We start from the raw sequence: 20633 nt of genomic DNA on the forward strand, positions 1-20633 counted from the left end.
GTGTTGGAGGAGATGCGGATACGGTCGCTCGGAGTCATCGACGACGCGGTCGTGGAGCTGTCGCCCGGCTTCACCGCCGTGACCGGTGAGACGGGCGCGGGCAAGACCATGGTCGTCACCAGCCTCGGCCTGCTTCTCGGCGGGCGCGCCGACCCGGCCCTCGTCCGGATCGGGGCGAAGAGCGCGGTCGTGGAGGGGCGGATCACCATGCCCGAAGGGGCCTCCGTCGCCGTACGCGCCGAGGAGGCCGGGGCCGAGCTCGACGACGGAGCGCTGCTGATCAGCCGCACCGTGTCCGCCGAAGGACGCTCGCGGGCCCATCTGGGCGGGCGTTCCGTGCCCGTCGGGGTGCTCGCGGAGCTGGCCGACGAACTGGTGGCCGTGCACGGGCAGACGGACCAGCAGGGGCTGCTGAAGCTGTCCCGCCAGCGGCAGGCACTGGACCGGTACGCAGGTGACGCGGTGGCGGTTCCGCTGGCCAAGTACGGGGAGGCGTACCGCAGGCTGCGGGCGGTCTCCGTGGAGCTGGAGGAGATCACCACACGCGCCCGTGAGCGGGCCCAGGAAGCCGACATGCTGCGCTTCGGGCTCGAGGAGATCGCGGGCGTGGAGCCCCGCGCGGGCGAGGACGTCGAACTGGCCGAGGAGGCGGAGCGGCTCGGGCACGCGGAGGCGCTCGCCTCGGCCGCGACGTCCGCGCACGCGGCGCTGGCGGGCAATCCGGAGGATCCCGAGGGCGTCGACGCGGCCACCCTGGTGGCGGGCGCGCACCGGGCCCTGGAGGCGGTGCGGTCGCACGATCCGGCGCTGTCGGGGCTCGCCGACCGGATCGGCGAGATCGGCATTCTGCTCGGCGACGTGGCCGGCGAGCTGGCCGGTTACGCCGACGACCTGGACGCGGATCCGCTGCGGCTGGCGGCCGTCGAGGAGCGGCGGGCCGCACTGAACGCGCTGACCCGCAAGTACGGCGAGGACATCGCCTCGGTCCTCGCCTGGGCCGAGCAGGGCGCCGCACGGCTGACCGAACTCGACGGCGACGACGAGCGGATCGGGGAGCTGACCGCCGAGCGGGACGCGCTGCGCACCGAACTGGGTGGTCTGGCCCAGGCGTTGACGGACGCGCGCACGGAGGCGGCCGAGCGGTTCGCCGCCGCCGTCACCGCCGAGCTGGCCTCGCTCGCCATGCCGCACGCGCGGGTGTCGTTCGAACTCCGGCAGACGGACGACTCCGAGGGTGTCGAGGTCGGCGGACGCACGGTCGCCTACGGCCCGGCGGGTGTCGACGAGGTCGAGCTGCTGCTCGCACCCCACCCAGGTGCCCCGCCGCGGCCCATCGCCAAGGGCGCCTCGGGTGGTGAGCTGTCGCGTGTGATGCTCGCCGTCGAGGTCGTCTTCGCGGGGACGGACCCCGTGCCGACGTACCTCTTCGACGAGGTCGACGCGGGCGTCGGCGGCAAGGCGGCGGTGGAGATCGGGCGGCGCCTCGCGCGGCTCGCGAAGACCGCGCAGGTCGTGGTCGTCACCCATCTGCCGCAGGTGGCGGCGTTCGCCGACCGGCAGCTGCTGGTGGAGAAGCGCAACGACGGGTCGGTGACGAGGTCGGGCGTTAAGGTCCTCGAGGGCGAGGACCGCATCAGGGAGCTGTCCCGGATGCTGGCCGGTCAGGAGGACTCGGAGACGGCCCGGGCGCATGCGGAGGAGTTGCTGGCGACGGCACGCGCGGACGCCTGACGGACCGGCCCCTTAGGGTGTCGGGATGATCAGCCGTACGCGCAGGACCGTCTCGTTCGCACTCGCCGCGGCCGTCACCCGGACCGCCACGGCCGCACTGCGCGCCACGGCCCCGGGCGGGCGCGCCCGCTGGGAGCGGAGGAACCACGCCGGACGCACCGTCGGGCTGTACGCGGGGCCCGCGGTGGCCGCGGCCACCGCGCTCGCGGCCGGGCGGGCACGTCCCGCCGTGGGGGCGGCCGTGCTCGCCGCCGGTCTCTGCGGTGCCTACGACGACATCGCGGGCGCCGGGGACCCCCGGCGAGGCTTCCGGGCGCATCTGTCGGCCCTGCGGGACGGCGACGTCAGCAGCGGTGCCGTGAAGCTGTTCGGGATCTCCGCGGCCGCGCTCGCCGCGGGGACGGTGCTGCGGAAGCGGCCGCCGGAGAAGGTGCTCGCCGGAGTCGTGATCGCCGGGACCGCCCACCTCGTCAACCTCGTCGACGTACGGCCGGGCCGTGCCGCGGGGGCGGTGGCCGTGCTGGGCGCCCTCGGGCTGCTGCACGACGGCGCGGCCGGGGAGCTCTCCGCCGCCGCGGCGGGCGCGGCGGCGGCCGTCCTCGCCGACGACCTCGGCGAACGCGTGATGATCGGCGACACGGGGGCACACGCCCTCGGCGCCGCCCTCGGTGCCGCCGCCGTCGCCGGATGGGCGGCGCCGCGCGCGCAGGGGTCTTCTCGGTGGGCACGGCGAGCCGGACCGCTCGCCCATGCGGCGGTCCTGGTGGCCGCGGCCGCGTACGGGGACAAGGTGAGCGCGGCGGCGAGGTCGTGGGGTGCGGGGTGACACCTCGGCCGACGGATTGTCCGGGTCTGCGCCACAGGGGCGGTCCGACTCGCTACCCTCTTCATCCATGTGAGTGACCGTGGCCGTCCCCGACGGTTCGATCCGCCCTTGTCGCGCGCGTCCGCCGGTGCCGCAACGCGCCCGCGCCCTGGCATCCTTGAGTCGTCCGCGGAGCACCTCGCGCGGTCCACCCCCAGCGCGCGATCCTTCTGTACGTTTCCTCGTGACCGCCCGAAGCCGAACCAGGAGCCCAGGCCCCGTGAGCCTTGCGAGCAGCCCTTCACCGCACGGACGGTCGCCGCTGCGCACCGTGCAGGTGCTCGGCGGAGGCAGCGCGGGCAGCAGTGCGCATGTGCGCACGCTGACCTCGGGGCTGGTCGCCCGGGGGGTGGGCGTGATCGTGTGCGCCCCCGTCGAGGCCGAACGCCTCTACGACTTCTCCGGAGTCGGGGGCCGGCACGTCCCCGTGCCCCGCAGTACGGAGCCCGCCGCCCTCGCCGCCCTCCGCATCGCCTGCGGCGAGGCGGACCTGGTGCACGCGCACGGGCTGCACGCGGGCCTGCGCGCCGCGCTCGCGCTCAGCGGCCGCCCCGTCCCGCTCGTCGTCACCTGGCACACGCGTGCGCAGGCCGAGGGCGCCCGCGCCACTGTGGTGCGCCTCCTCGAACGACGCGTGGCCAGGGCCGCGTCCGTCGTCCTCGGCACGTCCTCCTACCTGGTCGACCGGGCACGCCGCCGCGGTGCCCGTGACGCCCGGCTCGCCGCCGTCGCCCTGCCCGCGCCCCGCACCCCGGTCGAGCACGACGACGACCCCGAACGGCTGCGCTCCAAGACCCGGGCCGAACTCGGCGCCACGGACCGGCCGTTGCTCATGGCCGTCGGCAGCCTCGACCGGCACCGGGGATACGACGTACTGCTCGACGCCGCGCGCGCCTGGCGCCGCCTCGAACCGGCCCCCCTGGTCGTCATCGCGGGGGAGGGCCCGCTGCGGGCCGTGCTCCAGCGGCGCATCGAGGACGAGTCGCTGCCGGTACGGCTGATCGGGCGGCGCGAGGACGTCGCGGAACTGCTCGCGGCCGCCGATCTCGCCCTGTTGCCGACCAGTTGGGAGTCCCGGTCGGTCCTCGCCCAGGAGGCGCTGCACGCCCGCGTGCCGCTCGTCGCCACGGACGTCGGCGGTATCCGCGAACTCGTCGGAGACGCGGCCGAACTGGTCCCCTACGGCGACGCGGACGCGCTCGCCACCGCCGTCGTACGGCTCCTCGACGACCCCGGACGCCGCGCGCTGCTGCGGGACAGGGGCACGGCCCAGGCCGGCACCTGGCCCACCGAGGACGAGACGGTGGCCCAAGTACTCAGTGTGTACGACGAGTTGACGCAGGTCCTGCCCTACGTCTGAGGCAGACCCCAGGGCACGTGCCTGCGCGCCCGCAGCGCCAGGCTGAGCGTCAGGACGGTCTGCGGGTCGTCGAGGTCCGCGCCCAGCAACTCGCCGATCCTCGCCAGCCGGTTGTAGAGCGTCTGCCGGTTCAGGTGCAGCTCGCGGGCCGTCTCCGCCTTGCGGCCCGCGTGTGCCAGATACGTCTCCAGCGTGGGCAGCAGCGGCGGCTTGGAGCGGCGGTCGTGGTCGCGCAGCGGACCGATCGCACGGTCCACGAAGGCAGCGAGGTCGGGATGGTCCCGCAGGCGCCACAACAGGAGGTCGATGTCGAGACGGCGGGCGTCGTACCAGGAGTGCTCCGGCAGCCCCTGCGCCGCCGTCGCCGTCTCCGCCGCGTGCCGCAGCCCCGCCGACGCCGCCGCCCAGCCGCCCGCGACACCGACCACCACCCCCGGCGGCCGCACTCCCGGCCGCTGTATGCCCGCCCGCTCGACACCCGCCCGCAGCGCGGCGGCCACCCGGTCGGCGATCGCCGAACGCTCCGCCTCCGAGCGCAGCTTCAACAGCAGCAGCACCCGGCCCTCCACCGGCCGTACGCCCACCAGGACGGGCACACCCACCGCGGCCAGTTCCTCCCCGACCGCCCTTGCCAGGACCGCCCACCCACCTCCCCCCGGGTCGAGGCCGTCCGCCAGCCGCATCACGACCGGCAGCAGAGGCCCTGCGCCCGGCTTGAAGCCCAGCACCCGGGCCTGCGCGGGTGCGTCCTCCGCGGCGACACGGCCCTCGGCGAGGTCGGTGAGGAAGTCGCCCCTCCCACGCGCGGCCAGCTCCTCCTCCTGACGGGCCTGCATCAGTACGACGGCGAGGACGCCCGCGGCCCGCTCCGCGGCCATCCGGTGCACCGGCGCCATCGGCGCACTCACCGGCAGCAGCACCAGCCGGGCCCGGACGGAACCCGTGCCGGGGCCGCCGCCCGGCACGTCCACGAGGACCGTGCCCGCCGGGGGCGCGTCCTTGTGCTGACCGCGCAGGCCCTCCCACACCTGGAGCGGATCGGTGTCCGCAGGTCCCCTCCCGGCCGCGTACAGCAGTTGCCCGTCGGCGGTCTCGAGGAACACGGGGTTGCCGCTGAAGTCGGCCAGGATCCGCAGGACCTGGGGCACCCCGCCGCCCCCGAGCAGCGCCTCGGTGCAGCGCCGGTGCACCTCCTCGGCCCGCTGGAGCAGGGCGTAGTGGCCGTTGACGATCTCGGTGTGGATCTCCTCGGTGACGGTCACGAACGGCACCTCACGGTGCAGCTGCACGAGCGGCAGGCCCGTGGAGCGGGCCGTCTCGACGAGGGCCGCGGGCAGCCGGGTGAAACGCGTGCCCAGCTCCACGACCAGGGCCGCGATGCCGCGTTCGGCGAGCGTGCGGACGAACGCGCGCTGGTCGGCGGGTCGGGTGCCCAGACCGTAGCCCGTGGTCAGGAGCAGCTCGCCGCCCTTGAGCAGCGAGGCGATGTTCGGGACCTCGCCCGCGTGCACCCAGCGCACCGTGCGGTTCAGCCGCTCGGCTCCGGCCAGCACCTCCGGCAGCCCGCTGCGCAGCCCGGGCAGCTCCAGCGCCTGCTGCACCGTGATCCCGGCGCCCTCGGTGCCCCGTGGCTCGTAGCGGCTGTCCATGCGGTGACGCTACCCGCGGGCGCACGCCGGGCGCACCGCGGGCCCGGTCAGGCGGGCGGGATGTTGTGGTTGTACCGGAACACGTTGTCCGGGTCGTACTGCCGCTTGATCCGGGCCAGCCGGTTGAAGTTCCCGGTGCCGAGGCCGGCCACCACCCGGTCCCTGCCCTCGTCCCCGATGAAGTTGAGGTACACCGCGCCCGTGCGCCAGGGCCGGGCGTCGGCACACAGGTCCCTGACCCACCGCAGCGCCCGCTCGTCGTCCGCCGGGTCCTCCCAGATACCGAAGGGGTGCACGGTCCACGGCGCGTCCCGGTAGGGGACGGGGTACTCGGCGGGCCCGGCGGCGATCGCGCCGCCCAGCGGGAAGAGCACCTGCTGACTGGCCGAGGGCACGGGCATCGAGCGGGCGCGCGAGCAGAAGACGTCGACCAGCTCGTCGGGCAGGGCGCTCACGTACTCGACCGACCAGTGGTTCCGCAGCCCCGGCGGGCCGTCGAGCATGCACTGGACGTCGGCGTACGGCATCGTCGTGACGACCTCGCCCTCGTGCGGCAGGGCCAGCAGCGGTCGGGCGAGCTTGCGCAGTTCCTCCTCGCCGCCGGTGTACGTGACGAGGGCGGTGCACAGCAGCGAACCGACCAGGTGTTGGGGGACGAACGGCTCGGGCGGTGCCGTGACGTACAGCACGGCACCGCCCACCTTCGGCGGGCCCGTGGTGATGACGTCGCGGAAGGTCCGCACCGCGTCGGGGCCGGTCTCGGGCAGGAACATCAGCAGGGCGATGGAGAACTCGGGCAGTTCGTGCAGCCTGAGCGTGAGCGCGGTGGCGATGCCGAAGTTGCCGCCCCCGCCGTGCAGGGCCCAGAAGAGCTCGGGGTTCTCCTCGCCGGTGGCGAGCACGGTGGCGCCCTCCGCGGTCACGAGCTCCACGCCGAGCAGGTTGTCGACGGCGAGGCCGAAGGGCCGGTCGAGCCAGCCGGTGCCGCCGCCGAGCACAAAGCCGCCGACCCCGGTGGTGGAGACCCGGCCGCCGGTGGTCGCGAGCCCGTGCGGCTGGGTGGCACGGTCCAGGTCGCGCATCACGGCACCGCCGCCGACCCGCACCGACGCGGAACCGGGGTGGACCGTGACGTCGTGCATCCGGCGCAGGTCGACGACGAGACCGTTGTCGCACAGCGCCATCCCGGCGACGCTGTGCCCGCCACCGCGGACGGCGATCTTCAGATCCAGCTCCCGGGCGAAGCGCACCGCCCGGACGACGTCGGCCTGCCCCGCGCACTGCGCGATCACCGCCGGGCGGCGGTCGACCGTCGCGTTGAAGACCGTCCTGGCCTCGTCGTAGCCCGGGTCGCCCGGGGCGTGGACGGCACCGGCCAGATCCGAGCGGAGCGCGGCGAGCGCCGCGCCCGCCTTCGAAAGGGCAGCCACGGCAGCCGCCCCCTTCCAGCGAGGGACACATCTCCCCTCAGCGTAGGCGGGCGGCGCGCACCGGTCCTGTCCGCCGATGTGCGGGGCCCTGCCGGCCCCGCACACGTGAGGTCAGCCGCCGTACGCGCCGGAGGCGGTCAGCCGCAGCGCGGTGTCGATCAGCGGCACGTGGCTGAACGCCTGCGGGAAGTTCCCCACCTGGCGCTGCAGACGCGGATCCCACTCCTCGGCGAGCAGGCCCAGGTCGTTGCGCAGCGCGAGCAGCTTCTCGAAGAGCTTGCGGGCCTCGTCCACGCGGCCGATCATCGCCAGGTCGTCGGCCATCCAGAACGAGCAGGCGAGGAACGCGCCCTCGTCGCCCGGCAGCCCGTCCACGCCCTCCTCCGCGCCCGAGGTCGGGTACCGCAGGATGAAGCCGTCCGGGGTGGACAGCTCGCGCTGGATCGCCTCGATCGTGCCGATCACCCGCTTGTCGTCCGGCGGCAGAAAGCCCATCTGCGGAATCAGCAGCAGCGAGGCGTCCAGCTCCTTGGAGCCGTAGGACTGTGTGAAGGTGTTGCGCTCTTTGTCGTAACCCTTCTCACACACGTCCCGGTGGATGTCGTCGCGCAGCTCGCGCCACTTCTCCAGCGGGCCGTCCGCGTCGCCGGACTCGATCAGCTTGATCGTGCGGTCGACCGCCACCCAGGCCATGACCTTGGAGTGGACGAAGTGGCGGCGGGGGCCGCGCACCTCCCAGATGCCCTCGTCCGGCTCGTCCCAGTGCTGCTCCAGGTAGCGGATCAGCTTCAGCTGGAGCAGGGACGCGTAGTCGTTGCGCGCCAGGCCCGTCATATGGGCCAGATGCAGGGCCTCGGTGACCTCGCCGTACACGTCCAGCTGCAGCTGGTGGGCGGCGCCGTTGCCCACGCGCACGGGCGCCGAGTTCTCGTAGCCGGGCAGCCAGTCCAGCTCGGCCTCGCCCAGTTCCCGCTCACCCGCGATGCCGTACATGATCTGGAGGTTCTCGGGATCGCCGGCCACGGCCCGCAGCAGCCACTCGCGCCAGGCGCGGGCCTCCTCGCGGTAGCCGGTGCGCAGCAGGGACGACAGGGTGATCGCCGCGTCCCGCAGCCAGGTGTAGCGGTAGTCCCAATTGCGTACGCCGCCGATCTCCTCGGGCAGCGAGGTCGTCGGCGCGGCCACGATGCCGCCCGTCGGCGCGTAGGTGAGGGCCTTCAGGGTGATCAGGGAACGGACCACGGCCTCGCGGTAGGGACCGTGGTACGTGCAGTGCTCCACCCACTCGCGCCAGAAGTCCTCGGCCGCCTCCAGCGACTGTTCGGGCTCGGGAAGCGACGGCGGCTTCTGGTGAGAGGGCTGCCAGGAGATGGTGAAGGCGATCCGGTCACCGGGCGCGACGGTGAAGTCCGCGTACGTCGTCAGGCCCTTGCCGTAGGTCTCGGCCTCGGTGTCGAACCACACGGAGTCCGGGCCGGCCACGGCCACGGTGCGTCCCTCGTGCTTGTGCACCCAGGGCACCACACGCCCGTAGGAGAACCGCATGCGCAGCGCGGAGCGCATCGGCACCCGGCCCGTGACGCCCTCCACGATCCGGATCAGCTGTGGGGCACCGTCACGCGGCGGCATGAGGTCGATGACCCGGACCGTGCCGCGCGGGGTGTCCCACTCGGACTCCAGGATCAGGGAGTCGCCGCGGTAGGAGCGCCGGGTCGCCGTCGGCGGCTGCGCACCCGAGGCGTGGGCAGGTCCCAGACGCCAAAAGCCGTGCTCCTCTGTACCGAGCAGTCCCGCGAAGACGGCATGGGAGTCGAATCGGGGCAGGCACAACCAGTCCACGGTGCCGTCCCGGCAGACCAGCGCCGCGGTCTGCATGTCTCCAATGAGTGCATAGTCTTCGATGCGCCCGGCCAATTGAACTCCAGTCGAACGGCCACGTCGCCCACGAGGGGCGGTCGCTCTTTGCGGTCATGGGGTCGGTGAGACAGACGTTGTTCACCGACCCATTCGGAAAGCAAGCGGTCGATGTTCAACAAACTGACAAGCTCTTGTTGTTCCGGTGACGGGCGGGGGTGTTGCCGTTTTCCGGGGAGTGCTCGGCAGCGAGTGTCCGAGCAGGATACGACGCACCTCCATGATCCGCGTCCCGGTCGAGGCAACGCGAGTGCGCCGAACGAGTGGGGCGCGGGTGAGTGTCGCGCGTCCATGGTGACACGGGTCCGGCGGGTGGCCGGAAGCGGTCATGCTCGGGCGCTGTTACGCTGGTAGCCCGTGGACCGGTGGGCACGAAACCCCCGAACCGCAGCGACGGCACCTCCGGAAACCCTGGTGGACCGCACCGCAACCCAGACCGCGACCACGGGAGCCCCCTCTTGGCCATGCCGCCCAAATCCACGACGACCAAGCACATCTTCGTCACCGGGGGTGTCGCCTCCTCGCTCGGCAAGGGCCTGACGGCGTCCAGCCTCGGCATGCTGCTCAAGGCGCGGGGTCTTCGTGTCGTCATGCAGAAGCTCGACCCGTACCTGAACGTGGACCCGGGCACCATGAACCCCTTCCAGCACGGTGAGGTGTTCGTCACGAACGACGGCGCCGAGACCGATCTGGACATCGGCCACTACGAGCGCTTCCTCGACCGCGATCTGGACGGCTCCGCCAACGTCACCACCGGGCAGGTCTACTCGACGGTCATCGCCAAGGAGCGGCGCGGCGAGTACCTGGGCGACACGGTGCAGGTCATCCCGCACATCACCAACGAGATCAAGCACCGCATCCGGCGTATGGCCACCGACGAGGTGGACGTCGTGATCACCGAGGTCGGCGGCACGGTGGGTGACATCGAGTCGCTGCCGTTCCTGGAGACCGTGCGCCAGGTCCGCCACGAGGTGGGCCGCGACAACGTCTTCGTGGTGCACATCTCACTGTTGCCGTACATCGGCCCCTCCGGCGAGCTGAAGACCAAGCCGACCCAGCACTCGGTCGCCGCCCTGCGCAACATCGGCATCCAGCCGGACGCGATCGTCCTGCGCTGCGACCGCGAGGTCCCGACGGCGATCAAGCGCAAGATCTCGCTGATGTGCGACGTCGACGAGGCCGCGGTCGTGGCGTGCCCCGACGCCCGCTCCATCTACGACATCCCGAAGGTCGTGCACACCGAGGGCCTGGACGCCTACGTCGTCCGCAAGCTGGACCTGCCGTTCCGCGACGTGGACTGGACGACCTGGGACGACCTGCTCGACCGGGTCCACAACCCGGACCACGAGATCACCCTCGCCCTGGTCGGCAAGTACATCGACCTGCCCGACGCCTATCTGTCGGTGACCGAGGCGCTGCGCGCGGGCGGCTTCGCCAACAAGGCCCGGGTGAAGATCAAGTGGGTCACTTCCGATGACTGCAAGACCCCGGCGGGCGCCGGGAAGCAGCTGTCCGACGTGGACGCGATCTGCATCCCCGGCGGATTCGGCGACCGCGGCGTCTCCGGCAAGGTGGGCGCCATCCAGTACGCCCGCGAGAACAAGATCCCGTTGCTCGGACTCTGCCTCGGCCTGCAGTGCATCGTGATCGAGGCGGCGCGCAACCTGGCCGACATCCCCGACGCGAACTCCACCGAGTTCGACTCGGCGACCGCCCACCCGGTCATCTCCACCATGGCCGAACAGCTCGACATCGTGGCGGGCGAGGGCGACATGGGCGGCACGATGCGGTTGGGCATGTACCCGGCCAAGCTGGCCGAGGGATCGATCGTGCGTGAGGTGTACGACGGCAAGGAGTACGTCGAGGAGCGCCACCGTCACCGCTACGAGGTGAACAACGCCTACCGCGCCGAGCTGGAGAAGAAGGCCGGCGTCGTGTTCTCCGGCACGTCGCCGGACGGCAAGCTCGTGGAGTACGTCGAATACCCGCGTGAAGTGCACCCTTACCTGGTGGCGACGCAGGCGCACCCCGAGCTGCGCTCCCGCCCGACCCGGCCCCACCCGCTGTTCGCGGGCCTGGTGAAGGCGGCTGTGGAGCGGAAGAACGGCAAGTAGCGCGAGAGCTGTACGGTGGCCGGGGTGCGCGTCCTTCGGGAGGCGTGCCCCGGTCGTGTGCAAGGGCGTGGGAGGAACAGGGCGACATGACGATCAAGGACACCCCCGAGGAGTGGGAGGTCAGGGCGAGCGACACCCCGTTCGTCGGCAAGAAGACCTCCGTCCGCACCGACGACGTGGTGATGCCCGACGGTTCGGTCGCCCGCCGCGACTACCAGGTGCACCCCGGTTCGGTGGCCGTGCTCGCCCTGGACGACGAGGACCGCGTGCTGGTCATCCGCCAGTACCGCCACCCCGTGCGCCACAAGCTCTGGGAGATCCCGGCCGGGCTTCTCGACATTCCCGGCGAGAACCCGCTGCACGCCGCCCAGCGCGAGCTGTACGAGGAGGCGCACGTCAAGGCCGAGGACTGGCGGGTGCTGACCGACGTCTACACCACCCCCGGCGGCTGCGACGAGGCCGTGCGGGTCTTCCTCGCCCGTGGTCTGTCCGAGGCCGAGGGCCGGCGCTTCGAGGTGGAGGACGAGGAGGCCGACATGGAGCTGGCCCGGATCCCGCTCCAGGACCTCGTGCGGGGCGTGCTGGCAGGCGACCTGCACAACAACTGCCTCGTGGTGGGCGTCCTCTCGCTGGTCGCCGCGCGGAACGGCGACGGTCTGGACGCCCTGCGCCCGGCCGAGGCGCCGTGGCCCGCTCGGCCGTTCGAGTCCTGAGAACGCGAGGAACCGGCCCATTCACGGGCAGGCACCCCTCCGACAGCGCCGGTCGTACGATCGCCTGATCCGATCGGGGGACGTGCCTGCCCTGCTCGGCCCGGATCGTCGCAGAGCGTGAACTAGGCTCTGGGAACGACCCGCCCCAAGGCCCGGCGGGCCCGTGTGCGCAGTGGGACGGGAGCGTGGCCCGTGGCGGATCAGGCGGTGGACGCAAGGGGCGTCGAGCTGTCGGAGGGCGAGCGGCGTCCCCCCACCACGGACGGTCAGTTCCTCGGTCGCACACGGGAGTTGAAGGAACTCCTGCTCGATATCGAGCGGGCGGGCCTGGACACTCTCTCCGGCCGCAAGGCACCCCGTGCCCGTGTGCTGCTCATCGCAGGACGCTCCGGTTACGGCCGCACGGCGCTCGCCGAGGAACTGGTGCGCCGGGTCGCACACCGTTACCGGGACGGCGTGCTGCGGGCCCGGCTCAGTGAGCCCGACGGCACCCCCGTACCGTCCGAGCGCACCGCCCGCGCCTTGCTGACGGTCCTCGACCTGCCGGCCCCGCCCGGGGCCGGCGAGGACGATCTGACCGAGGCGCTGCGCGAGGGCCTGGCCGGACGCCGGGTGCTGCTCCTGCTCGACGACGCGGTGACCGCGGAGCAGGTCGACGCCCTGCTGCCGGATGCGCCCGACTGCCTGGTCGTGGCCGTCTCCAAGGGGCCGCTGACCGGGATCGCGGACGTGCGCCCCTGCACACTCGGCGGACTCGACACCAAGTCCGCGCTGGATCTCCTCACCCGGTTCACCGGATCGGTGCGCATCACCGTCGACCCGCGTGCCGCCGAGGGTCTTGTGGAGGAGTGCGCCGGCCAGCCCGCCGCGCTCGTCCTGGCCGGCGGCTGGCTGGGTGCCCGCCCCAAGGCCGGCGTCGCCGACCTGGCCAAGCAGCTGCGCGCCGAGGGAGACGACGGGCCGGCACCGGACCGGGTCTTCCGGCTCGCGTACGCGGGACTGCCGGGCACCGCCCAGCGGATGCTGCGGCTGCTCCACCTCGCCCCCCTCGGCCTCGTCGATCCGCACACCGCCTCCGCACTGGCCGGCTGCTCGGTGGAGGACGCCCGGGCCGTCCTCGACGACTTCGCGGCGCTCGGGTTCCTGCGGCCCGTCGACGCCGCCCTGCCGCTGTTCGAGATCCCCGGCTGTCTGCACCCCCTGCTCCGCGCCCGCAGCGAGAGCCAGGACCGCCCGGCCGAGTTGCAGCTGGCCCGGGCGCGGATGCTGGAGCGGACCGTACGGCTGCTCCAGTCCTGCCGCGCGATCACCGAGACCGACAGTCCGCAGGCCCGCGAGAAGCTCGCCGGGCTGCCCAAGGCCCTGCGCTTCGCGACCCCCCGCGCGGCCGAGGAATGGCTGCGCGTCCGGCAGCCCGCGCTGCTGGCCGCGGCCCGTCTCGCGGTCGCCGACGGTGAGCTGGACACGCTGGCCCGCCGGCTCATGGCCGCGCTGGTGAGGGCCATGGTCGCGCACTTCGGCACCCGGGCCGCCGCCCCCGAGCTGTACGGCATCCACCGGCTCGTCCTGGACGTCGCCGAGCGCCGGGACCTGCCCCGCGAGCAGTCGGCGGCCCTGCTGAACCTGGCGGACCTGGACGTGCAGACCGGCCGGACGGCGGAGGCGCTGCCCCGCTACCGGGCCGCGCTGGATGCCGCACGGCGGGGAAACGACCCGTATGCGACGGCCCGCGCAATGGAATCCGTAGCCGGCGCGCACCAGGAGCTGGGGGACTACGACCGGGCGGCCGACTGGTACGGCCGGGCGCTCGCCCACCGGCTCGCCCGGGACGAGCGCGCGCACGCGGCCCGGCTCTACGGCCGCCTCGGCGCCGTGCACACGTACGCGGGCCGCTACGGCGAGGCGCAGCGCCAGTGGCGTGCCGCGGTCGCGGGGCACCGCAGAAGCGGCGATGTGGCCGCCCACGCCCGGGCGTTGAGCGAGCTGGCGAGGGTTCAGGAGTACGCCGGCCGGCCCGAGGAGTCGCTGGTCACCTGCCAGGAGGCCGTCGAGTGGGCGCGCCGCGCCGAGGACGTACGGCTTCAGGCGGCGCTGCAGCTCAGACTGGCCGACACATTGGAGCGCCTCGGCGACCCGGCGGCCGCCCGTCTCCACCGCGGGACGGCCGAACGCATGCTGGACGAGGAGGCCCACGAGGACGCGGCAGAGCCGGAACAGGAGGCTAACGCCTACGAAATCCGCGGTCCATCAGCTGAAGATTGATGCAATGAAAGGCTAGACACGGGCAAGGCCTTCATTAGACTGGCTCTGCCGCGCGTCTCCTGCGGTGTCTCCTGATGTGCCGCTGCACGTCCGGGTATGTCTTGCAATGCCCCCATTCTCTGAGCCAAGGACCGTGATCGACGTGAAGGTCGGCATCCCCCGCGAGGTCAAGAACAACGAGTTCCGGGTGGCCATCACCCCCGCCGGCGTGCACGAGCTGGTGCGCAACGGTCACCAGGTCGTCGTCGAGCGGAACGCCGGCGTCGGCTCCTCGATCCCGGACGAGGAGTACATCAGCGCGGGTGCGCAGATCCTGGACACCGCCGACGAGGTCTGGGCCACCGCCGACCTGCTGCTCAAGGTGAAGGAGCCGGTCGCCGAGGAGTACCACCGCCTGCGCAAGGACCAGATCCTCTTCACCTACCTGCACCTGGCCGCCTCCAAGGAGTGCACGGACGCCCTGCTGGAGTCCGGGACCACGGCCATCGCGTACGAGACGGTCGAGCTGCGGAACCGCGCGCTCCCGCTGCTCGCCCCCATGTCCGAGGTCGCCGGCCGGCTGGCCCCGCAGGTCGGCGCCTATCACCTCATGGCGGCGAACGGCGGCCGTGGTGTGCTGCCCGGCGGTGTCCCGGGTGTGCCGGCCGGCAAGGCCGTCGTCATCGGCGGTGGCGTGTCCGGCTGGAACGCCGCGCAGATCGCCATCGGCCTGGGCTTCCACGTCACCCTGCTCGACAAGGACATCAACAAGCTCAAGGAGGCGGACAAGATCTTCGGCACGAAGATCCAGACGGTCGTCTCCAACGCCTTCGAACTGGAGAAGGCCTGCCTCGAGGCCGACCTCGTCGTCGGCGCCGTCCTCATCCCGGGCGCCAAGGCCCCGAAGCTGGTCACCAACGAGCTCGTCTCCCGAATGAAGGCGGGAAGTGTCCTTGTCGACATCGCGATCGACCAGGGCGGCTGCTTCGAGGACTCCCGGCCCACCACCCACGCGGAGCCGACCTTCAAGGTCCACGAGTCGGTCTTCTACTGCGTCGCCAACATGCCCGGCGCCGTCCCGAACACCTCCACCTACGCGCTGACCAACGCCACGCTGCCCTACATCGTGGAGCTCGCCAACCGCGGCTGGGTCGAGGCGCTGCGCCGCGACGCCGCGCTGGCCAGGGGCCTCAACACCCATGACGGCCAGGTCGTTTACAAGGAGGTCGCCGAGGCGCACGGGCTGGACCACGTGGACCTCGAGACCCTCCTCGGCTAGTCCCGCCACGGCCCCTGGCGTGTCGGCCAGCAGCTGCAGGGCGGCAGGTCAACCCGCCTCGTCAACGCCGAGCATCCGGCCGGACCTTGCCCGACAAGGTCCGGCCGGATGTGTGTATGGTCACTTTGCGACACTCGTTCAACTCGCCTCGAACGCAACTCTTTAACCGTTTCGCACACCGGTGAAACCTGGCGAACGGTGCCCGGACACCCTTGACAGCAGGATGTTTCATTGCCGACACATCGGGCCGGGTCCGGCGGATTGTGTTGCTGCGGACCGCCGACACGCCATAGAGTCGCCAACCGTCGGCATGGTGCCACGCTGACCTATCTAGAAGTCCCCTGGTCACCAAGGAGGTAAGACGACTTGTGAATGAGTCGACATTTTCTCCCGGGGGTGGTCAACCAGGAACGCCTGCGCGGGGCACGGTCCCCACGGGGCTCGAGGCTGTCGGCTCCGTCGCTGTCCGTACCTTCGCTGCCCACCGGAGCCAGAGCCCTCGCCTGACTCAGACAGCACATCAGAGCTTGGATGGCCAACACGTGAACGCCATGGCCGGCAACGGAAGTGGCGGGGTCCACAACCACTTCGCCGACTACGACGAACTGCCCGACGGGCACTTCTACGACCCCGACGCGGAATACGAGCCCGATCCCGAGTACGCGGCCACGCTCGCGCCCGACGCGGCCCGCCAGCGCCGCGAGCGCATCGGCCCGACGGGGCGCCCGCTGCCGTACTTCCCCATCCCGGGCCCGCTGACCGATCACGGCCCCGCGAAGATCATCGCGATGTGCAACCAGAAGGGCGGCGTCGGCAAGACGACGTCGACCATCAATCTGGGTGCCGCGCTGGCGGAGTACGGCCGCCGGGTGCTGCTCGTCGACTTCGACCCGCAGGGCGCGCTGTCCGTGGGTCTCGGCGTCAACCCCATGGAGCTCGACCTCACCGTCTACAACCTGCTCATGGAGCGGGGCATGTCCGCGGACGAGGTCCTGCTGAAGACCGCGGTCCCGAACATGGATCTGCTGCCGAGCAACATCGACCTGTCGGCGGCCGAGGTCCAGTTGGTGTCGGAGGTCGCGCGCGAGTCGACGCTGCAGCGTGCGCTGAAGCCGCTGATGCCCGACTACGACTACATCGTGATCGACTGTCAGCCCTCGCTCGGTCTGCTCACCGTGAACGCGCTCACCGCCGCACACAAGGTGATCGTGCCGCTGGAGTGCGAGTTCTTCGCCCTGCGTGGTGTCGCGCTGCTCACCGAGACCATCGAGAAGGTCCAGGAGCGGCTCAACCCGGAGCTGGAGCTCGACGGCATCCTGGCCACGATGTACGACTCCCGGACCGTGCACAGCCGTGAGGTCCTCGCGCGTGTCGTCGAGGCGTTCGACGACCACGTGTACCACACGGTCATCGGCCGGACCGTGCGCTTCCCGGAGACCACGGTGGCCGGTGAGCCGATCACCACGTACGCCTCCAACTCCGTCGGTGCCGCCGCCTATCGCCAGCTCGCCAGGGAGGTGCTCGCCCGGTGTCACGCCGAGTGAGTCTGCCCGGGGCCGACGAACTGTTTCGTACCACCGGGGGAATGGCGCTCCAGGCGTCCACCCCCAGGCGCCCGGCCAACGGCGAGGCCCGGGTGCCGGCTCCCGCGGGCGAGAGCGATCCCGCGGCTGCGGCGGAGGACGCGCCGCCGTCGGTGCCCGTGCAGGGCGGCGACGGCGAGGGCGATGAGCACGTCGCGGCGGACGCGGTCGAGACGGAGACGGGTGAGTCCCGTACGCGGTCCGCCGCCGCTGAGCGGCCCGCGCGGCGTCAGGGGGCGTCGCAGGAGGGTCCGGCGGCCGCTCAGCCGCGCAAGCGGGGGCGTGCGGCCGGGGGCCGGCGGCCCAGCGGGCGTGAACGGCACGACGAGAAGATCACCGTGTACGTGTCCGCGGAGGAGCTGATGGACCTCGAGCACGCGCGTCTTGTGCTCCGGGGCGAGCACGGGCTCGCGGTCGACCGCGGGCGGATCGTGCGTGAGGCGGTTGCGGTGGTGCTCGCGGATCTGGAGTCCCGCGGGGACGCCAGTATCCTCGTGCGTCGGCTGCGGGGACGGTAAGCAGGTAGCCTGCGACGGCTATGACCTCGTACGACGGCTCCACTCCCAGCACCGGCCCGGTCGGCCGTCGGCGTGCGCTGGGACGCGGGCCGGGGACCGCCCCGGTCGCGCCCGTGGTCGAGGAGGAGCCCGTAGCGCTGCCGGGAGCGGACGCTCCCGAAGGAACACCACCCACAGCGGTTTCCGAGCCGGACACCGTGTTCGAGGAGCCCGTGGCGGCTCCGCAGCCCGCAACCGGGGAGCCGTCGGCCGAGGGTCGTCCGGCCCGCGACGGGGCCGGGCCTGCGGAGGGGCCCGAGGACAGCGGCCCGTACGAACCGGCCGGCGAGACGGACGGGTCCGAAGAGGCCTCCCCGGATGCGACCGCCGAGCAAGGGGCCGAGGCCGGACCGGGGCCCGAGTCGCCCGAGGCGTCGGCGGTCACCGCGACCCCGGAGGACGAGGCCGGATCGGACCGGGTGACGTCGGCCGCACCTGCGCGGTCGGCCCGCACCGCCGTGCCGGAGCCCGGTTCCCCGGCCGATGCGCCGGACGTCGTTGCCGAGCCGGCGGACGCCCCCGTCGAACCCTCGGACGGTCCGCAGCCCGATGACGGTGTCTTCAAGGTACGGCTGTCGAACTTCGAGGGCCCCTTCGACCTGCTCCTCCAGCTGATCTCGAAGCACAAGCTCGACGTCACCGAGGTCGCGCTGTCCAGGGTGACCGACGAGTTCATGGGGCACATCCGGGCGATGGGGCCGGACTGGAACCTCGACGAGACCACCGAGTTCCTCGTGGTCGCCGCGACCCTGCTCGATCTCAAGGCGGCGCGGTTGCTGCCCGCCGCAGAGGTCGAGGACGAGGCCGACCTCGCGTTGCTGGAAGCCCGCGACCTGCTGTTCGCTCGGCTCCTCCAGTACCGCGCCTACAAGCAGATCGCCGAGATCTTCCATCGGCGGACCGAGGACGAGGCACGGCGCTACCCCCGCACCGTCGGCCTCGAACCCCAGCACGCCGAGCTGCTGCCCGAGGTCGTCATCAGCATCGGACCCGAGGGTTTCGCCCGACTCGCCGTCAAGGCGATGCAGCCCAAGCCCAAACCCCAGGTCTACGTGGACCACATCCACGCCCCGCTGGTCTCCGTGCAGGAGCAGGCCGGGATCGTGGTCGCCCGGCTGCGGGAACTCGGCGAGGCCAGCTTCCGCGTGCTCGTGGCGGACAGCGAGGACACCCTCACGGTCGTCGCGCGCTTCCTGGCCCTGCTGGAGCTGTACCGGGAGAAGGCCGTGGCGCTGGAGCAGGAGGACGCGCTCGGCGAGCTGATGGTGCGCTGGACCGGTGGGGACGGGGACCAGGCGCCGGTGGTGACGGACGAGTTCGACCGGCCGCCCGAGGACCCCGAAGCCAAGGCCGGCGGCACGAAGACGGATCCCGGCAGGAACGGCGCGAAGACGGAGGAGAAGGTGTGAGCGAGGACACCGTGGAGGTTCCGGCCGGCCTGGCCGCGGTGGCCGGCCTCGACCTCAAGCCCGCCCTGGAGGCCGTCCTGATGGTCGTGGACGAGCCCGCCACCGAGGAGCATCTGGCGAAGATCCTCGAACGGCCCCGGCGGCACATCGCCGACGCGTTGCGCGAGCTCGCCGACGAGTACACCGTGCAGGGACGTGGCTTCGAGCTGCGGTTCGTCGCGGGCGGCTGGCGCTTCTACAGCCGGGCCGAGTACGCCCCGGCCGTGGAACGCTTCGTGCTGGACGGCCAGCAGGCCCGGCTCACCCAGGCCGCCCTGGAGACCCTGGCGGTGGTCGCGTACCGCCAGCCGGTCAGCCGCAGCCGCGTCTCGGCGGTCCGCGGAGTCAACTGCGACGGGGTCATGCGCACCCTGCTCCAACGGGGTCTGGTCGAAGAGGCGGGCGCGGAACCCGAAACAGGTGCGATCCTGTACAGGACGACGAACTACTTCCTGGAGCGGATGGGCCTGCGCGGCCTGGACGAGCTTCCGGAACTCGCGCCCTTCCTCCCGGAGGCGGAGGCGATCGAGGCCGAGACCCAGGAGGGCGTTCCGTCGTTCGACCCGGATGCTCTTGATGCTCCGGACCCGGACGGCGATCACCCGACGAACACGACGACGGAATTTTGATGCGAAGCAGCGGCAGCGGCAGGAACGACGGGCGCGGCAACTACCGCGGTGCCGGCAACAGCAGGGACGAGAGGCAGGGTGGGGGCCGCCCCCGTAAGCCCCGGCCGGAGGAGCGCCGCTACGACGTGGGCCCCGGCGCCTCCAAGGACGGCCCCAAGTCCGGGCGCGGCACCACTGCGCGCGGCGGCTCCAAGGGCGGTCCCAAGCAGTCGCAGCAGCGTGACGGGGGCCGCACGGCGCCCGCGCGCTCGCGCGAGTACGAGACCCGGGCCGAGGAGCGCAACCGCGAGCGGTACGCAGGCAAGAAGGACATCAAGCTGCCCAAGACCTTCCCGGGCGCCGAGGCGGAGGGCGAGCGTCTGCAGAAGGTGCTCGCGCGTGCCGGGTACGGCTCCCGACGCGCCTGCGAGGAGCTGATCGAGCAGGCCCGGGTCGAGGTCAACGGCGAGATCGTCACCGAGCAGGGGCTGCGGGTCGACCCGGAGAAGGACGAGATCCGGGTGGACGGGCTGACCGTGGCCACGCAGTCGTACCAGTTCTTCTCGCTGAACAAGCCGGCCGGTGTCGTCTCCACCATGGAGGACCCGGAGGGGCGCCAGTGCCTCGGGGACTACGTCACCAACCGCGAGACCCGGCTCTTCCACGTCGGCCGGCTCGACACCGAGACCGAGGGCGTCATCCTGCTCACCAACCACGGCGAGCTGGCACACCGGCTGACCCACCCCAGGTACGGCGTGAAGAAGACCTATCTCGCGCACATCGTGGGCCCCATCCCGCGCGACCTGGGCAAGAAGCTCAAGGACGGCATCCAGCTCGAGGACGGGTACGCGCGCGCGGACCACTTCCGGGTGGTCGAGCAGACCGGCAAGAACTACCTCGTCGAGGTGACCCTGCACGAGGGCCGCAAGCACATCGTGCGCCGCATGCTCGCGGAGGCCGGGTTCCCGGTCGACAAGCTGGTGCGGACGGCCTTCGGCCCGATCACCCTCGGCGACCAGAAGTCGGGCTGGCTGCGCCGGCTGTCGAACACCGAGGTCGGGATGCTGATGAAGGAAGTCGACCTCTAGGCCCCGGGCTCGTCGAAGCGGCCGGTTCCCGTGTGACGGGAACCGGCCTTCTT

15 protein-coding genes are annotated in these 20633 nt (G+C 72.1%); 12 read left to right on the plus strand and 3 right to left on the minus strand.

Annotated elements, in window-relative coordinates; all coding sequences use genetic code 11:
- Window positions 1-12 precede the first annotated feature (12 nt).
- The 3 genes from recN to ACSHXN_RS31395 all read left to right on the plus strand — a co-directional run bounded on the left by recN (window position 13) and on the right by ACSHXN_RS31395 (window position 3956).
- Window positions 13-1731, plus strand: a complete 1719-nt coding sequence (recN, locus tag ACSHXN_RS31385; protein ID WP_355132626.1) for a DNA repair protein RecN — start codon at window positions 13-15, stop codon at window positions 1729-1731.
- A 25-nt stretch (window positions 1732-1756) separates the two neighbouring features.
- Window positions 1757-2557 carry a hypothetical protein gene (locus tag ACSHXN_RS31390; protein ID WP_438304521.1) on the plus strand — a complete coding sequence of 267 codons (801 nt, stop codon included), beginning with the start codon at window positions 1757-1759 and terminating at the stop codon, window positions 2555-2557.
- 259 nt (window positions 2558-2816) lie between these two features.
- Window positions 2817-3956: a glycosyltransferase family 4 protein gene (locus ACSHXN_RS31395; RefSeq protein WP_438304524.1), complete on the plus strand. Its 1140-nt coding sequence runs from the start codon at window positions 2817-2819 to the stop codon at window positions 3954-3956.
- On the opposite strand, the gene ACSHXN_RS31400 is transcribed toward ACSHXN_RS31395, so the two are convergent.
- From ACSHXN_RS31400 to ACSHXN_RS31410, 3 genes are all read right to left on the minus strand, one after another.
- Window positions 3947-5605 carry a PucR family transcriptional regulator gene (locus ACSHXN_RS31400; protein ID WP_355132471.1) on the minus strand — a complete coding sequence of 553 codons (1659 nt, stop codon included), beginning with the start codon at window positions 5603-5605 and terminating at the stop codon, window positions 3947-3949. The two genes, ACSHXN_RS31395 and ACSHXN_RS31400, sit on opposite strands and share 10 nt — an antisense overlap.
- Before the next feature lie 47 nt (window positions 5606-5652).
- A complete protein-coding gene (locus tag ACSHXN_RS31405; protein ID WP_355132472.1) occupies window positions 5653-7035 on the minus strand; it encodes an FAD-binding oxidoreductase in 1383 nt (460 codons plus the stop codon).
- A gap of 111 nt (window positions 7036-7146) precedes the next feature.
- Window positions 7147-8949, minus strand: a complete 1803-nt coding sequence (locus ACSHXN_RS31410; protein WP_355132473.1) for a glycoside hydrolase family 15 protein — start codon at window positions 8947-8949, stop codon at window positions 7147-7149.
- 464 nt (window positions 8950-9413) lie between these two features.
- On the opposite strand from ACSHXN_RS31410, the gene ACSHXN_RS31415 reads away from it, so the two are divergent.
- The 9 genes from ACSHXN_RS31415 to ACSHXN_RS31455 all read left to right on the plus strand — a co-directional run bounded on the left by ACSHXN_RS31415 (window position 9414) and on the right by ACSHXN_RS31455 (window position 20580).
- Window positions 9414-11063, plus strand: a complete 1650-nt coding sequence (locus ACSHXN_RS31415; RefSeq protein ID WP_355132474.1) for a CTP synthase — start codon at window positions 9414-9416, stop codon at window positions 11061-11063.
- An 86-nt stretch (window positions 11064-11149) separates the two neighbouring features.
- A complete protein-coding gene (locus tag ACSHXN_RS31420) occupies window positions 11150-11776 on the plus strand; it encodes an NUDIX hydrolase (protein ID WP_355132475.1) in 627 nt (208 codons plus the stop codon).
- A 192-nt stretch (window positions 11777-11968) separates the two neighbouring features.
- Entirely contained in the window at window positions 11969-14038 is a 2070-nt protein-coding gene (locus ACSHXN_RS31425; RefSeq protein ID WP_438304528.1) for a tetratricopeptide repeat protein, read from the plus strand.
- Between the two features lie 133 nt (window positions 14039-14171).
- Window positions 14172-15296, plus strand: a complete 1125-nt coding sequence (gene ald / locus ACSHXN_RS31430; protein WP_438304530.1) for an alanine dehydrogenase — start codon at window positions 14172-14174, stop codon at window positions 15294-15296.
- A 368-nt stretch (window positions 15297-15664) separates the two neighbouring features.
- Complete coding sequence (locus ACSHXN_RS31435; RefSeq protein ID WP_355132478.1) at window positions 15665-16840, plus strand: ParA family protein; 1176 nt, start codon at window positions 15665-15667, stop codon at window positions 16838-16840.
- Window positions 16825-17397, plus strand: coding sequence for a hypothetical protein (locus ACSHXN_RS31440; RefSeq protein WP_438304532.1), 573 nt, complete (start codon window positions 16825-16827; stop codon window positions 17395-17397). Before ACSHXN_RS31435 ends, ACSHXN_RS31440 begins: the two co-directional genes overlap by 16 nt.
- A 20-nt stretch (window positions 17398-17417) precedes the next feature.
- Window positions 17418-18845, plus strand: a complete 1428-nt coding sequence (locus tag ACSHXN_RS31445; protein ID WP_355132480.1) for a segregation/condensation protein A — start codon at window positions 17418-17420, stop codon at window positions 18843-18845.
- Window positions 18842-19513 (plus strand): SMC-Scp complex subunit ScpB, encoded by a 672-nt coding sequence (gene scpB, locus ACSHXN_RS31450; protein WP_355132481.1) that lies wholly within the window; start codon window positions 18842-18844, stop codon window positions 19511-19513. The genes ACSHXN_RS31445 and scpB overlap by 4 nt, the downstream gene beginning before the upstream one ends.
- A complete protein-coding gene (locus tag ACSHXN_RS31455; RefSeq protein WP_355132482.1) occupies window positions 19513-20580 on the plus strand; it encodes a pseudouridine synthase in 1068 nt (355 codons plus the stop codon). Before scpB ends, ACSHXN_RS31455 begins: the two co-directional genes overlap by 1 nt.
- Window positions 20581-20633: the final 53 nt, after the last annotated feature.

It is taken from the genome of Streptomyces sp. HUAS TT11 (genome assembly GCF_051553595.1).
Taxonomy (GTDB): domain Bacteria; phylum Actinomycetota; class Actinomycetes; order Streptomycetales; family Streptomycetaceae; genus Streptomyces.